The following is a 13798-nucleotide window of genomic DNA, read 5'->3' on the forward strand; positions in this document are numbered from 1 at the left end:
CCCGTGTGTCATGGTGGACCGGTGCCGACCGCCGTATCGCTGCCGGAGGACTGGCCCGCACATCCGGACCGGTCTCTCTCGCTGAACCGCATGGGCAGTTTCGACTGGGACCTGGTCACCGGTCTCATGCACATGGACTCGGCCGCCCTCGACGTCTTCGACACCACCCCCGCGGAGTACGACGGCCGCCCCGGCTCCCTGTCGCCGCGCGTCCCGCCCGCCGAGGGCGCCCGGCTCGACGCACTGGTCTCCTCGGCCCTCAAGAGCGGGGTCGACAGCTACGGCGCCTACTTCCGCATCCGCTGCCACGACGGCGAACTGCGCTGGACGCACACCCAGGGCCGGGTCATGCGGGGCCCGGACGGCCGCCCGTACCGGATCATCGGCATCGTCCGCGACGCCACCGAGGAGCTCAGTCATTCGGCGGAGCGCCTCGGGCTGGACGAGGAGCGGCGCCGCCAGACGTCCGTGGTCGAGAGCACCACCGCCGCGCTCGCGCACGCCCGTACCGTCCAGGACGTCATCGACGCGCTCGGCGACGCCCACGGCCTGGAACGGCTCGGGTCCATGGGCATGGTGATGGGACTGGTCGAAGCCGGCCGGATCCACCTCGTCGCCGAGGGCCCCGCGGGCAGCTTCGTCCCCGGCACCCGCTACACCCGCATCGACGAGCAGTACCCGATGAGCGAGGTGGTCCGCTCGCTCCAGCCGCGCTTCCTGGACTCCGCGGCCGAGTTCGCCGCCGGGTACCCCGGGCTCTGGGCGAAGATCTCGTCCATGCACATCTCGGCGGCCGCCTACCTGCCGCTGATCGCCCAGGCCCGCCCGATCGGCGCGATCGGCCTGCTCTACCGGGACAAGGCCGGCTTCACCCAGGAGGAGCGGAACCTGCTCGTCGCGCTCGGCAGCAGCATCGCGCAGAGCCTCCAGCGGGCCATGTTGCTGGAGCAGGAGCACGACCTGGCGGAGGGGCTCCAGCAGGCGATGCTGCCGCGCCGGATCCCCTCGGTGCCGGGCGCCGAGATCGCCGTACGGTACCGCTCGGCCCGGATGGGCCGGGACATCGGCGGCGACTGGTACGACGTCATCCCGCTGCCCGGCGGCCGGGTCGGCGCGGTCATCGGCGACGTCCAGGGCCACGACACCCATGCCGCGGCGGTCATGGGCCAGCTGCGGATCGTGCTGCGCGCCTACGCCGCCGAAGGGCACTCGCCGGCCACCGTCATGGCCCGGGCCTCCGTCTTCCTGCACGAGCTGGACACCGACCGCTTCGCCACCTGCACGTATGTCGAGGCAGACCTCTCGACCGGGGTGCTGCAACTGGTCCGGGCCGGCCACATCGACCCGCTGATGCGCACCCGGGACGGGCGGTGCGAGCGCCTCGCGCTGGAGGGCGGGATGCCGCTGGGGCTGTCCGCGGAGTTCGGGCTGCTGGAGTATCCGGTGACCACGGTCGAGATGGGACCCGGGGAAACGCTTCTGCTGTGCACGGACGGCCTGGTGGAGCAGCCCGGAGCCGACCTCGACGACGGCGTCCGGCTCCTCGCCTCCCTCGTCCGCACCGGGCCGGACGACCTGTCCCTGCTCGCGGACCGGCTGTGCGAGGTCGTGGACGACCGGGGCGGCGACGACGACATGGCGCTGCTGCTGCTCCGCCGCGACGCCGAGGAGGCCCAGCAGGCCGGCGGCCGGCTCCAGCAGCACGTGGCCCCCGGAGATCCGGAAGCCCTCGTATCGGCCCGCCACATGATCGGCGCGGCCGTGCGGGCGTGGGGCGCGCGGGACCGGGCGGACGAGATCGAGCTGATCGCCGACGAGCTCATCGTCAACGCCCTCATGCACACCGACGGTCCCGCCATCGTGACGCTGCGGGTCCTGACCGGCCCCGAACGCAGGCTCCGCGTGGAGGTCGAGGACCGCTCCAGCGCCCTGCCCAGGCGCCGGGAGGCGGGCGACTCCGGAGTCTCGGGACGCGGCCTGATGCTGGTGGACCGGCTGGCGGACGTCTGGGGCGTGGAATCGCGGGGGAGCGGCAAATGCGTGTGGTGCGAGTTCACGATGCCGTGAGCCCGCCGTCGCCGTCGCCGTCGCCGCACCCGCACCCGCACCCGCACCCGCGCGCGCCGTGACCGGATCGGGGCCACGGGCCCGGTCCCCGGCTCGCGCTTCGCCCGCGGCCACGGCAGGCTGGGGGCATGCCCGAGCTGCCCGAGGTCGAGGCCCTGAGGGAGTTCCTCGACGAGCACCTCGCCGGGCGGGTGGTCGAGCGCGTCCTCCCGCTCGCCGTGAGCGTGCTCAAGACGTACGACCCTCCCCTGACCGCGCTCGAAGGGCAGCGGGCCGGGGCCACGGTCCGGTACGGCAAGTTCCTCGCCCTGCGGATCGGCGAACTGCACCTCGTCACCCACCTCGCCCGGGCCGGCTGGCTGCGCTGGATCGACACCGTTCCCGCCCAGCCGCCGCGCCCCGGGAAGGGGCCGCTCGCCCTGCGGCTCGTCCTGGAGGACGGCGGCGTGTTCGACCTCACCGAGGCCGGCACCCAGAAGCGGCTCGCCGTGTACGTGGTCCGTGATCCGCAGGAGGTCCCGGGCATCGCCCGGCTGGGCCCGGACCCGCTCGCCGAAGGCTTCGACCGCGAGGCCTTCGGCGCGCTGCTCGCCGGTGAACGGCGGCAGATCAAGGGCGTGTTGCGCGACCAGAGCGTCATCGCGGGGATCGGCAACGCGTACAGCGACGAAATCCTCCACCACGCCAAGGTCTCGCCCTTCAAGCTGGCCGCCTCCTTCGACGAGGCGCAGGTGGACCAGTTGTACGCGGCCGTCGAGGAGACCCTGCACACGGCCGTCGAGCGGGCCCACGGGGTGGCCGCCGGACGGCTCAAGGCCGAGAAGAAGAGCGGGATGCGGGTCCACGGCCGCGCGGGCGAGCCCTGCCCGGTGTGCGGGGACACCGTCCGCTCGGTCTCCTTCGCCGACTCCTCGCTCCAGTACTGCGCCACGTGCCAGACCGGCGGGAAGCCGCTCGCCGACCGCCGGCTGTCCAAGCTGCTGAAGTAGGCCGAGGGCGCCAGGGGGCCCTCTTCCCCGGAGGGTTCCGGGCGGCCGGACTCCGGTTAGACTCCGGCCCATGCCCGAGGAGCCGCAGCCGCAGCCGCCCCGGCGGGAGGTCGTCACCGGGGTCCCGCGCGGCAGTCGCCGCAGGCCCCCCGCGCACACGCCGGCCCGCTCCGAGATCTCCGAGCAGACCACCCTCGGCGCCACCTACGTACGGGCCCTCATGCGCAGCCAGCTCCGGGCCGGACTCGGCGCACTGGCCGCGCTCGTCCTCCTGGTGGGGCTGCTGCCGCTGCTGTTCCTGCTCCCGCGGGTCGCGTCGGGCCCGCTGGTCTGGGTCGTGCTCGGGGTCCTGGTGTACCCGGTGCTGTGGTGCGTCGCCCGCGCGTACGTGATCCGGGCCGAGCGCAACGAGGCCGATTTCACGGGCCTGGTCACCGACCCGACGGAGCCGCCGGGGCCGCGCCGGCCGGAGTAGCGGCCGGGCCGTGTCGCGACCCTCGGGCTCAGAACAGGTGCATCGCCAAGTGCCCGAGCGGCAGCCCGAGTTGCCAGGCCGGGGTCCAGACCCGGGCGTTCTCGTCCAGGCCCGGCGGGGTGTCGGCGTGGCCGTGGCGTCCCGGGTCGAGGTTGGTGGCGAACAGTTCGGTGTGGTCCAGCCAGCGCCACGCCGCCCGGGCCAGTTCCAGGTCGGGGTCCTCGCCCCGGCCGCGCTCGCGGGCCTCCTCGCCCAGCGCGAGGAACCGGGTGTGGACCCAGTCGCGCCAGGGGTGCCCGTACGCCGTCAGCGACATCCACTCGTCGAGCTGCGAGACGACCCGGATCCCGGAGAGTTCGCCTGCGGCGTCCGAGAGGTAGATGGTCAGCGCGAGCGTGTCGCGTCCGGCGCGGAACTCCAGGGTGCTGACCGGGATCAGCCGGCCCGTGCGCAGCAGTTCATCGGCGATGTACTCCGCGTAGAGCCATGCCATGGGCACCGCGAGCCCACCGTCACTGGTGCCGTTCGTACCCTCGGGCTGCACCGTTCCACCTTCTCCCGCATGCGTCGAGTCATCCCGCCGTCAGCGCCGAGCCTTCCTTGCGCAGCTCGCGGAGCGGGGGATGTTTACTCAACTTGAACGGTCCGATGCCGATTTCGATGCGGTTCGTGTCCGGTTCGCGGGCGTTCAAGCCATTCTTTGACGCGTCCGTCGTACGTCGGCCCTCAGGCGCCGAGTCCGTAACCGTAGCCCTGGAGGTCTTTTCGCAGGGCGCGCAGGGCGTAGTACGTACGGGACTTGACCGTCCCCGCCGGTATGCCGAGCTCGGCCGCGGCCTCGGCCACGGAGCGGTCCTGGAAGTAGACCTGCACGAGGACGTCCCGGTGCTCCGGCCCCAGCGATCCCACCGCCCGCCGGACGTCGATGGCCGTCACCGAGCCCGCCACCGCGTCCCCCGGCGCCGGCGCCTGGTCCAGCCCTTCCGGGTCCACCTCCAGGGGCCTGGACAGGCGGGCCCGGCGGGCGTCGATGGCGAGCCGCCGGGCCACCGTGAACAGCCAGGGGCGCAGGGACTCGTAGGCGCTCCCCAGGACCTCCGGATGCTGCCAGAGCCGTAGGAGGGTCTCCTGTACGAGGTCCTCCGCACGCTGGGCGTCACCGGCCGTGAGGCCCAGGAGGAAACCGAACAGGGCCCGTCCGTGTTCGCGCTGGAGTTCGGCCAGTGCCTCGGGGTCGGTGCGTCGGAGGGTGGGGGCCAGGGGCACGGAGGCTCCTTCCGGGGGTCGGTGCGGGGGGTGGTCGGGGTCGACGGATCCACCCTGACCTGCACCGGGCTGCCCGGGAACCGTCCCGCCGGGACGGTGCGCCCAAGTACCCGGGTCATCCGGTGGGCGGCCGCGCGGGGCGGTGAACGGTCGAACGGCGCGCCGAACGGCCATTGGAGTGAGTGTGCGGCCGTGCGGCGGAGCCGTTCCTTGACTTCGAGCGTCTCCTTCTATGGATTGACTGAAGATCAGGTAGTCGTACTCATCAAGGAGAGCCGGGACAGATGACCGCCCGCACCCGCCACGCCCTCGCACTCCTGACCGCCGTGGCGCTGTCGGCCGTAGCCGGCTGCTCCGCCGGCGGCGACCCCGCGCCGGCCCGCCTGGCCGGCTCCCCGTCCGCCCAGGCCCCCTCCGGAGCCCCCGGATCGACCACGGCCCCCGCGGCCGGCACGGAGAGGGGCTTCACCCTCGTCGCGAGCGGCGACGTGCTGCCCCACGAGTCGGTCATCCGGCGGGCGGCCTCCGACGCGGACGGCGACGGCCACGACTTCCGGCCGATGTTCTCCGCGGTCAAGCCGATCGTCTCGGCCGCCGACCTGGCCCTCTGTCACATGGAGACCATCTACGGGCCGGACGGCGGCCCGTTCACCGGCTATCCCGCCTTCCAGTCCCCGCCCGAGGTGGCCGACGGCCTCAAGGACGCCGGGTACGACGGCTGCTCCACGGCCTCGAACCACACCCTCGACGGCGGCGGCGCCGGCCTCAAGCGCACCCTGGACCGCTTCGACAAGGTCGGTCTGAAGCACGCGGGTTCGGCCCGTACGGCGGCCGAGGCGGGCACCGTGACGATGTACGCGGCGGGCTCCGCGAAGGTCGCGCACCTCGCGTACACGTACGACACCAACGGCTACCCCATGCCCGAGGGGCAGCCCTGGGCGGTCAACCTCATGGAGCAGGAGAAGATCGTCGCGGACTCCCGGGCGGCCCGGAAGGCGGGCGCCGACGTGGTCCTCGTCAGCCTCCACTGGGGCACGGAATGGCAGACCGAACCGGACGAGAAGCAGCTCGCGCTCGGCAAGGCGCTGACCGCCTCGCAGACCGGCGGCCGCCCCGACGTGGACATGATCCTGGGCACGCACGCCCACATCCCGCAGGCGTACGAGAAGGTCAACGGGACCTGGATCGTCTACGGCATGGGCGACCAGGTGGCCGGCGAGATGTTCAACTACACCGGCGCCCGCGACATGCGCGGCAACTACGGTTCCATCGGCCGCTTCACCTTCGCCCCGCCGGCCGCCCCCGGGCAGCGCTGGCAGGTCACCAAGGCCGAGTTCGTCCCGCAGATGATGGACCTCCGGGCGGGCCGCGTCGTCAACCTCCCGGCAGCCCTCGCCCAGTCGCCCGGCCGCGAGGACTACGAGGAGGCCCGCGACGAGATCACCGAGGCCGTCCTCGGCCGCGGCGCGGCCAAGGACGGGCTGACGATGGCGAAGTAGGCCGCTCGAAGGCGCCGAAAGGGTGGTCGGACGGCGGTCAGGCGGCGGCGTTCGGCCCCTGAGCGGCCTTGACGCCCTGGAGCGCGGTCAGCTTGCGCACGAAGAGGACGGCCAGCACGGCGGCCACGACGGTGCCCAGGTCAGCGACCGCGCCGAGGGAGGAGGCGTCGCGGACCGCCGCGGCGCCCACTGCCTTCGCGAACTGGTATGAGGAGACCACGTCGAGGATCCAGCTGGCCGCGAACACCAGCCACCATGCGACCACCGGGGCGCCCGAGACGGAGCGGTAGGAGCCGTCGGGTGCGTACTGCGTGCTGGCGTCCCAGGTCTCCCGCGCCGTCCGGTATGGGAAGAAGAGGTTCGCGATCGGGACGAACCACCCGCCGATGGCCCAGCCCGCGGACTGGCTGAAGCCGTCGGGGCGAAACACCTCGGCATTGCAGCGGACCCGGTGGAACCACAGGATGAAGACCACGATCGTCGCCAGCGTTGTGATGTTCTGGGCGAGATCGACCAGGGCGTTGAGGCCGTCGGTCGCGGCTATTCCGTCGTGCTGGGTGCCCGGGGGATCGGTGAGCACCTCTTCCATCTGCTGCCACCGGGTCAGCTTTCCCCAGGCCGAGAGCAGAGCGACCACCGCTCCCACCGCCAGCAGCGCGGTCACGGCAGTCGCCGTCCCCTGCGGGGAGCGCAGGACCCGGACGGGCTGGGACGGCGGAAACGGCGACGGCGAGGGTGACGGGCCGGGCGCGATCGAGGACATGACGGAGTACCCCCCACGGGAACATGTGCGACGTGTGACATGGAATCGGGCAGGCCCATGGGCGGCCCGAGCTGCCCGAACATACGTCAGTACCGGGCCCGCCGTCTACGGTGATCAGATTGCGTGGGCAAACAGCCGCCACGGGGCCGGGTGATGCCGGGGAAACGGCGGCCGCCGATCGCTACGGAACCACGGTGACCGGCCAGCGCCCCGCCTTCACCAGACGGATCGCCACCGAGCCCACGATCCGGTGCCCGGCCTGCTCCGAGGCCCCGACCACCACCGCGTCCGCCGTCAGTTCCTCGGCCGCGCTCACCAGCCCCGCGTACGGATCCCCGCGGAAGGTGTGGAACTGCCAGCGGACGTCGTAGACGCCCTTCAGCCGCTCCGCGGACTCCCGGATCTCGGCCACCAGCCCCTCCGCGATCTCCTCGGTGGCCTCCGACACCGGAGCCCCCAGCGAGGCCCCGGCCGGCATCACCGGCTGGACGTACACCAGCGCCAGCAGCGCGTTCTGCCGCCGGGCCAGCCCCGCCGCGTAGGCGGCCGCGCGGAGCGAGGACTGCGAACCGTCCACCCCGGCGAGGATCACCTTCGGACCGTCCGTACCGCGCTCGAATCCCGTATCCACGTGCTCTGTCACCCTTCCGAGGCTAAACCCGCTCACCGCGCGAAGGGGCGCGGCCCTCCTTACAGTGCGAACCATGAGTGCCACCGTGGAGGAGACGCGCGGGACGCGCGGCAGCCGCAGCCGCTTCCTGAACCGGGTGCCCGACGCCTTCGGGGCGTTCTTCGGAACGCTCGGGCTGTTCTGCGCCCTGCTGGCGCTCTCCCCGACGCTGCGCCGCCTGCTGCGGCCCGTCGTGCGCTTCCTCGACGCCATCGTCGTGCCGGTCAGCGCCAACCTCGCCTACGCCGTCTTCCTCTTCCTCCTCGCCGCGGCACTCGGCATGCGCAAGAAGGTCGCCTGGTGGATCGTCGTCACCTATTTGGCCCTGCTGGTCCTGGTCGACGTGCTGACCGTCGCCGCCGAGGACTACTGGGTGGGCTTCTCCTCCATGGCCCTCGCGGTCGCCGCCCTCGCGATCCTGATCGCCGCGCGCAAGGAGTTCAACGCCGCGTCCCGACCGGGGGCCCTGTGGCGTGCCCTGCTCGTGCTCGGCCTCGGCCTGCTCGCCGCCGTCTTCCTCGGCTGGGGCCTGGTCGCGCTGTTCCCGGGAACCCTGCCCAGGGGGCAGTGGCTGGACTGGTCCGCCAAGCAGGTGTTCGGCGGGCTGTTCTCGGCCCGGCAGTTCGACGGCCATCCGGCCAGGCCCCTCTACTTCCTGCTCGGCCTCTTCGGCGCCCTCGCCCTGCTGAACGCCGCCGCCACCCTCTTCCGCTCCCAGCGGCTGACCGCCGCCCTGCACGGGGACGAGGAGCCCCGCATCCGGGCCCTGCTGGGCGCCTACGGGCGCAACGACTCCCTCGGCTACTTCGCCACCCGGCGCGACAAGGCCGTCGTATTCGCCCCCAACGGCAAGGCGGCCGTCACCTACCGGGTCGAGGCCGGCGTCTGCCTCGGCAGCGGCGACCCCGTCGGCGACCCGGCCGCGTGGACCCCCGCCATCGACGCCTGGCTCGCCGTCGCCCGGCGCTACGGCTGGCAGCCCGCCGTCATGGGCGCCTCCGAGGACGGCGCGACCGCGTACGCCCGCTCCGGACTCAGCGCCCTCCAGCTCGGCGACGAGGCGATCCTGCACGTGGCCCACTTCGACCTCGACGGCCGCGACATGCGCGTCACCCGCCAGGCCGTCAACCGGGTCAAGCGCACCGGCGCCACCACCGTCATCCGCCGCCACTCCGCCCTCTCCGAGGACGAGATGCAGATGATCGTGGACCGCGCCGACACATGGCGCGACACCGAGACCGAACGCGGCTTCTCCATGGCCCTCGACCGGCTCGGGGACTCCGCCGACGGGGACTGCCTGCTCGTGGAGGCCTTCGACGACAAGGGCGAACTGATCGCCCTGCTCTCCTTCGTGCCCTGGGGCAAGGACGGCATCTCCCTCGACCTGATGCGCCGCGACCGGGCCGCCCCCAACGGGGTCATGGAGTTCATGGTCGCCGAGCTCTGCGCGGCGGCCCCGGGCCTGGGCGTGCGCCGCATCTCCCTCAACTTCGCCGTCTTCCGCTCCGCCTTCGAGGAGGGCGGCCGGATCGGCGCCGGTCCCGTCCTCAAGGTGTGGCGCAAGCTGCTGCTCTTCTTCTCCCGCTGGTGGCAGCTGGAGGCGCTGTACCGCTCGAACGTCAAGTACGGCCCCGAGTGGTACCCGCGGTTCCTCTGCTTCCAGGACGCCGGCTCGCTCGCCCGGGTCAGCCTCGCCTCCGGCATCGCCGAGGGCTTCGTCTCGGTGCCGAGCATGCGCACCCTGTGGGGCAACGGCCACCCGCGCGGGCTCACCGCCCCCGCCACCACCGCCGGCCTGCCGTCCATCGAATCCCTCGGGCTGGACGCGGGGGAGGAGGACGGTGAGGGCGCGCGGGCCGAGCGGCTGCCCGAGCAGGTCCGCGTCCGGCACGACAAGCTGGAGCGGATCCGGGCCGCCGGCACCGATCCGTACCCCGTCGGCATCCCGCAGCGCACCCACACCGTCGCCGAGCTGAAGGCCGCGCACCCCGGCTACCCGCCCGGCACCCGCACCGGCTCGCCGGTCACCGTCGCCGGACGCGTGATGGTCGTACGCGACCTCGGCGGCGTGGTGTTCGCCGTCCTGCGGGACTGGTCGGGAGACGTCCAGCTGATGTTCACCCGGGACGAGGCGGGCGCCGCCGTGCTCGGCACCTTCACCTCCCAGGTGGACTTCGGCGACCACGTCGTCGCGAGCGGCGAGGTCGGCGCCAGCAAGGGCGGCGAACTGTCCGTGGTCGCCGACTCCTGGCAGCTCACCGGCAAATGCCTGCGCCCCCTGCCCGACAAGCGCATGGGCCTCGCCGACCCGGAGGCCAAGGTCCGCCAGCGCTACCTCGACCTGGTGGCCAGCCCCGATGCGCGGGACGTCGTACGGGCCCGGTCCAGCGCCGTCCAGGCCCTGCGGCAGGGGCTGCTGGACCGGGGCTACCTGGAGGTCGAGACCCCGATGCTCCAGCAGATCCACGGCGGGGCCAACGCCCGGCCGTTCCGCACCCACATCAACGCCTACGACCTGGACCTGTACCTGCGCATCGCGCCCGAGCTGTACCTCAAGCGGCTGTGCGTGGGCGGCATGGAGAAGGTCTTCGAGATGGGCCGCACCTTCCGCAACGAGGGCGTCTCCTACAAGCACAACCCCGAATTCACGATGCTGGAGGCCTACCAGGCCTTCGCCGACTACGACGTGATGCTCGACCTGACCCGCGAGCTGATCCAGGGCGCCGCCACGGCGGCCTTCGGCTCGCCCGTCGCGCACAAGGCCGGACCGGACGGAAAGCTCGTCGTCCACGACATCTCCGGGCCCTGGCCGGTCAAGACGATGTACGGGGCGATCAGCGAGGCACTCGGCGAGGAGGTCGACGCCGACACCGAGGAGCACGTCCTGCGGCGGCTGTGCGACCGGGCGTCCGTCCCGCACACGCCCGACAACACCCGCGGCGACGTGGTCCTGGAGATGTACGAGCGGCTCGTGGAGGAGCGCACCAAGCTGCCCACCTTCTACAAGGACTTCCCGACCGACGTCTCCCCGCTCACCCGGCAGCACCGCAAGGACCCCAGGCTCGCGGAGCGCTGGGACCTGGTGGCCTTCGGCACCGAACTGGGCACCGCCTACTCGGAGCTGACCGACCCCGTCGAGCAGCGGCGCCGACTGACCGCGCAGTCGCTGCTGGCCGCCGGCGGGGATCCCGAGGCGATGGAGCTCGACAACGACTTCCTGGACGCGCTGGAGTACGCGATGCCGCCGACCGGCGGACTGGGCATCGGCGTGGACCGCCTCGTCATGTTCCTCACGGGTCTGACGATCCGGGAGACGCTGCCGTTCCCGCTGGTGCGCAGGGGCTGACTGGCGGCTTTGACCGGCGGCTTTCGACCGCGGCTTTCGACCGCGGCTTTCGACCGGCGCCCGGGGCCGGCGCGATTGCTCCGAGCGGGTGAGCGGACGGGGGCGCGTCCGCGCCTCTCGACATCTGCGGCGATGTCGTTGATACGTAGTAGTAATGAAAAATGACGAGCCGACAGTAGGGCGACGCGTGCTCCTGCGCTCCGCCGTCTTCCTCGGAGTCGCCGCCGCCGCAGGGCTGCTGACGGGCGGCGAAACCGATCTGCCGACATCGGGCTCGGGGACCCCCGCGGCGGGAGCCGGACCCGGGACGGGAGCCGGTGGAGCGGCAGGGCCGGGACCCCTCACCGGAGCCCCCGGCGGACTGCCGCAGTTCCCGCGCGGATCCCCGTACCGGCTGGAGCCGATGACCTCCGAGGGGACCCCGGAGCGCGTGGCGGCGGCGAAGCCCGCCGTACGGACCCGGCCGATCCTGGAACTGCCCGCCGACGCGAGCACGGCGAGCGCCATGACCCTCACCTTCGACGACGGCCCCGACCCCCGCTACACCCCGGGCATCCTGGACACCCTCGCGCGCCACGGCGTCCGGGCCATGTTCTTCGTCTGCGGGGAGATGGCGGTGGAGAACCAGGACCTGCTGCGCAGGATGGTGGCCGAGGGACACGTCATCGGCAATCACACCTGGACCCATCCGCTGATCCCCAAGCTGAGCTGGCCGGCCCTGGCCTCCGAGATCGGCCGCACGAGCGAGGTCGTACACCAGGCCGCCGGCACGGCCCCGCTGTGGTTCCGGGCGCCCTACGGGGCGTGGAACCGGGCCGCCTTCGAGATCGGCGCGGAGCTCGGCATGGAACCGCTCGCCTGGACCGTGGACACCCTGGACTGGAAGGAGCCGGGCACCACGGCGATCGTGTCGCGGGTCCTCAAGCAGGCCGCGCCCGGGGTGATCGTGCTGAACCACGACGCGGGCGGCAACCGCTCGCAGAGCGTGCAGGCGCTGGCGAGCTACCTGCCGCAACTGCTCGGCCGGGGATACCGGATGACGCTGCCGGCGCTGCCACCGCGCTGAGGGGCCGTACCCCGCGCGCGGCGGCGGCGCCGTCCGCCGCCGTGCGGGTCGGTCAGCGGGCCTCCACCATCCGCGCGAACACGACGACGTTGCCGTCGTAGCCGCGCCCCTTGGAGTAGCCGCCGCCACACGTGATCACCCGGAGCTCGGGGTGTCCGGTGTCCCCGTACACCCGGGATCCGGGGAAGGTGTTCTTGGAGAAGACCTCCACGCCGTACACCTCGAACACCGCCGTGCGGCCGTCGTAGCGGGCCACCTCGACGCGGCTGCCCTTCTGGACCGAGCCCAGTCCGTAGAAGACCGCGGGGCCCTGCGCGTTGTCCACGTGGCCCACGATCACCGCCGAACCCTGCTGGCCCGGAGAGATGCCGTTGAGGTACCAGCCGGCCAGGTTCTTGTCCTGCGGGGGCGGCGCGTCGATCCAGCCCTGCGCATCCAGCCCGACGGTCATCACCGGTGCGTCCACGCTGATCGACGGGATCCGGATGCGCTGAACCGACGAGTGGCCCAGCACCTCCATGTCCGGCGGCGGTGTGGGCGGCTCGCCGGGCGCCTGGTGGGCCTGTGGCCCGACCGCCGTCCCGGCCGGTGCGCTCACGGCCGCGGCCGCGGCCGGCTGCGGGGGTCCGTCGCCGGCCTCGGCTCCGTTACGCATCATGGCGAGGCCGGTGAGCATGACCAGCGCGAGCGCACCCCAGGGGGAGCGCTTCCTCGGTGGCCTCTCACTCTCGTCCTCGAGCATGGTTCTCCCTTCCCGACGCGGGGGTCCCGACCCGCGTTCTTGTCCCACCCCTTCACGCCCTACTTCACGCACGCTAAGGCGGTGCGTGCGGGACGGCGATCGGGGAAGGGCGAACGGGTGGTGGGGCCGGAAGGGGTGCGCCCATCCAGGTAATCGTCACATAAATGCCTGACGGGTCGTGACCTGCGGATCCGTCAGTGAACGCGCCCGCGCTTCGGCGTGTCGCTCAACCTTGCGGCCCAAAGGCGGAAATGCGCTGGTTGCGGACCGGGCCGAGGGTTCGTGATGGGAGGCGTTCTCGTCGATCTGCCCGGGCCACCGCTCCGGGGCGCTTCCCGCTGGAGGTTCCACCATGCGTGTTCTCCGCGCTCTTACCGTGACCGCGGCGGCCACTTGCGCCGCCATCGCCCTCACTGCTCCATTCGCCTCCGCGAACCCTGCGGGCGGTCCGCCCTCGGGAGGAAACGGCGGGCCCAGCAACGTCACGGTCAACCCGTACTCCGTGCACCAGGGCTCCACGATGCAGGTCAGCGCGGCCGGTTGCCACCACGGCGGCATCGTCTTCTCGCACGGCAACTTTCCGCAGACGAACCTGTCGGCCGGCTCCATCGGCTTCGCGACCGTCCGGATCTTCAACCACGCCTCGCCCGGGCACCACACGCTGTCGGTCAAGTGCCACGACAACAGCCTGGTCGCCACGCACCGCTTCACGATCCTGGACGGCCGCGGCGCCCAGGGCGGCATCGGCGGCTCCCTCGGCCCGTCCACCACCGAGACCGCCATCGGCGCGAGCCTCGTCGGCGCGGCCGCCCTCGGCGCCGGTGCCCACGTGCTGCGCCGTCGGCGCCCGCTCCGCGGCCGGGCCTGACCGGCCGACCTCCCCGGTCGGCCCGGACAACCGCCGGTCGCCCCGGG

The 13798-nt window shown here is 72.6% G+C and carries 12 protein-coding genes; 7 read left to right on the forward strand and 5 right to left on the reverse strand.

Features of this window, described 5'->3' with window-relative positions:
* Positions 1-3: 3 nt before the first annotated feature.
* The 3 genes from AC061S_RS03500 to AC061S_RS03510 all read left to right on the forward strand — a co-directional run bounded on the left by AC061S_RS03500 (position 4) and on the right by AC061S_RS03510 (position 3531).
* Positions 4-2067, forward strand: coding sequence for a SpoIIE family protein phosphatase (locus AC061S_RS03500; protein WP_478684311.1), 2064 nt, complete (start codon positions 4-6; stop codon positions 2065-2067).
* A 128-nt stretch (positions 2068-2195) separates the two neighbouring features.
* Complete coding sequence (locus AC061S_RS03505; RefSeq protein WP_478684312.1) at positions 2196-3056, forward strand: Fpg/Nei family DNA glycosylase; 861 nt, start codon at positions 2196-2198, stop codon at positions 3054-3056.
* Positions 3057-3126: 70 nt separating this feature from the next.
* Complete coding sequence (locus tag AC061S_RS03510) at positions 3127-3531, forward strand: hypothetical protein (RefSeq protein ID WP_478684313.1); 405 nt, start codon at positions 3127-3129, stop codon at positions 3529-3531.
* Positions 3532-3559: 28 nt separating this feature from the next.
* On the opposite strand, the gene AC061S_RS03515 is transcribed toward AC061S_RS03510, so the two are convergent.
* Both AC061S_RS03515 and AC061S_RS03520 read right to left on the reverse strand, forming a co-directional pair.
* Positions 3560-4024 carry a hypothetical protein gene (locus tag AC061S_RS03515; RefSeq protein WP_243341408.1) on the reverse strand — a complete coding sequence of 155 codons (465 nt, stop codon included), beginning with the start codon at positions 4022-4024 and terminating at the stop codon, positions 3560-3562.
* 233 nt (positions 4025-4257) lie between these two features.
* Positions 4258-4797: a sigma-70 family RNA polymerase sigma factor gene (locus AC061S_RS03520; RefSeq protein ID WP_478684314.1), complete on the reverse strand. Its 540-nt coding sequence runs from the start codon at positions 4795-4797 to the stop codon at positions 4258-4260.
* A 284-nt stretch (positions 4798-5081) separates the two neighbouring features.
* Between AC061S_RS03520 and AC061S_RS03525 the strand changes: the two genes are divergently transcribed.
* Complete coding sequence (locus AC061S_RS03525; RefSeq protein WP_478684315.1) at positions 5082-6296, forward strand: CapA family protein; 1215 nt, start codon at positions 5082-5084, stop codon at positions 6294-6296.
* A 37-nt stretch (positions 6297-6333) separates the two neighbouring features.
* Here the strand turns inward: AC061S_RS03525 and AC061S_RS03530 are convergent, their stop codons facing one another.
* Together AC061S_RS03530 and AC061S_RS03535 are read right to left on the reverse strand one after the other, a co-directional pair.
* Positions 6334-7059 carry a DUF4328 domain-containing protein gene (locus AC061S_RS03530; RefSeq protein WP_478684316.1) on the reverse strand — a complete coding sequence of 242 codons (726 nt, stop codon included), beginning with the start codon at positions 7057-7059 and terminating at the stop codon, positions 6334-6336.
* Between the two features lie 181 nt (positions 7060-7240).
* Positions 7241-7702 (reverse strand): universal stress protein, encoded by a 462-nt coding sequence (locus AC061S_RS03535; protein WP_478684317.1) that lies wholly within the window; start codon positions 7700-7702, stop codon positions 7241-7243.
* A gap of 61 nt (positions 7703-7763) precedes the next feature.
* Here AC061S_RS03535 and lysX point away from each other — a divergent pair, with 61 nt between their 5' ends.
* Positions 7764-11075 (forward strand): bifunctional lysylphosphatidylglycerol synthetase/lysine--tRNA ligase LysX, encoded by a 3312-nt coding sequence (gene lysX / locus AC061S_RS03540; protein WP_478684318.1) that lies wholly within the window; start codon positions 7764-7766, stop codon positions 11073-11075.
* Between the two features lie 154 nt (positions 11076-11229).
* Positions 11230-12141, forward strand: a complete 912-nt coding sequence (locus AC061S_RS03545; RefSeq protein WP_478684319.1) for a polysaccharide deacetylase family protein — start codon at positions 11230-11232, stop codon at positions 12139-12141.
* 52 nt (positions 12142-12193) lie between these two features.
* Here the strand turns inward: AC061S_RS03545 and AC061S_RS03550 are convergent, their stop codons facing one another.
* The gene (locus tag AC061S_RS03550; protein ID WP_478684320.1) at positions 12194-12883 is read right to left on the reverse strand and encodes a class F sortase; all 690 of its coding nucleotides are present in this window, start codon (positions 12881-12883) and stop codon (positions 12194-12196) included.
* Between the two features lie 352 nt (positions 12884-13235).
* Here AC061S_RS03550 and AC061S_RS03555 point away from each other — a divergent pair, with 352 nt between their 5' ends.
* Positions 13236-13751, forward strand: a complete 516-nt coding sequence (locus AC061S_RS03555; RefSeq protein ID WP_478684321.1) for a hypothetical protein — start codon at positions 13236-13238, stop codon at positions 13749-13751.
* The last annotated feature ends 47 nt before the right edge of the window (positions 13752-13798 follow it).

Source organism: Streptomyces sp. CA189 (genome assembly GCF_056428985.1).

Coding starts and splice junctions, on each gene's coding strand:
- AC061S_RS03555 (WP_478684321.1), top strand. CDS start 13,236: ATGCGTGTTCTCCGCGCTCTTACCGTGACCGCGGCGGCCACTTGCGCC.
- AC061S_RS03525 (WP_478684315.1), top strand. CDS start 5,082: ATGACCGCCCGCACCCGCCACGCCCTCGCACTCCTGACCGCCGTGGCG.
- AC061S_RS03550 (WP_478684320.1), bottom strand. CDS start 12,883: ATGCTCGAGGACGAGAGTGAGAGGCCACCGAGGAAGCGCTCCCCCTGG.
- lysX (WP_478684318.1), top strand. CDS start 7,764: ATGAGTGCCACCGTGGAGGAGACGCGCGGGACGCGCGGCAGCCGCAGC.
- AC061S_RS03510 (WP_478684313.1), top strand. CDS start 3,127: ATGCCCGAGGAGCCGCAGCCGCAGCCGCCCCGGCGGGAGGTCGTCACC.
- AC061S_RS03545 (WP_478684319.1), top strand. CDS start 11,230: ATGAAAAATGACGAGCCGACAGTAGGGCGACGCGTGCTCCTGCGCTCC.
- AC061S_RS03515 (WP_243341408.1), bottom strand. CDS start 4,024: ATGGCATGGCTCTACGCGGAGTACATCGCCGATGAACTGCTGCGCACG.
- AC061S_RS03530 (WP_478684316.1), bottom strand. CDS start 7,059: ATGTCCTCGATCGCGCCCGGCCCGTCACCCTCGCCGTCGCCGTTTCCG.
- AC061S_RS03505 (WP_478684312.1), top strand. CDS start 2,196: ATGCCCGAGCTGCCCGAGGTCGAGGCCCTGAGGGAGTTCCTCGACGAG.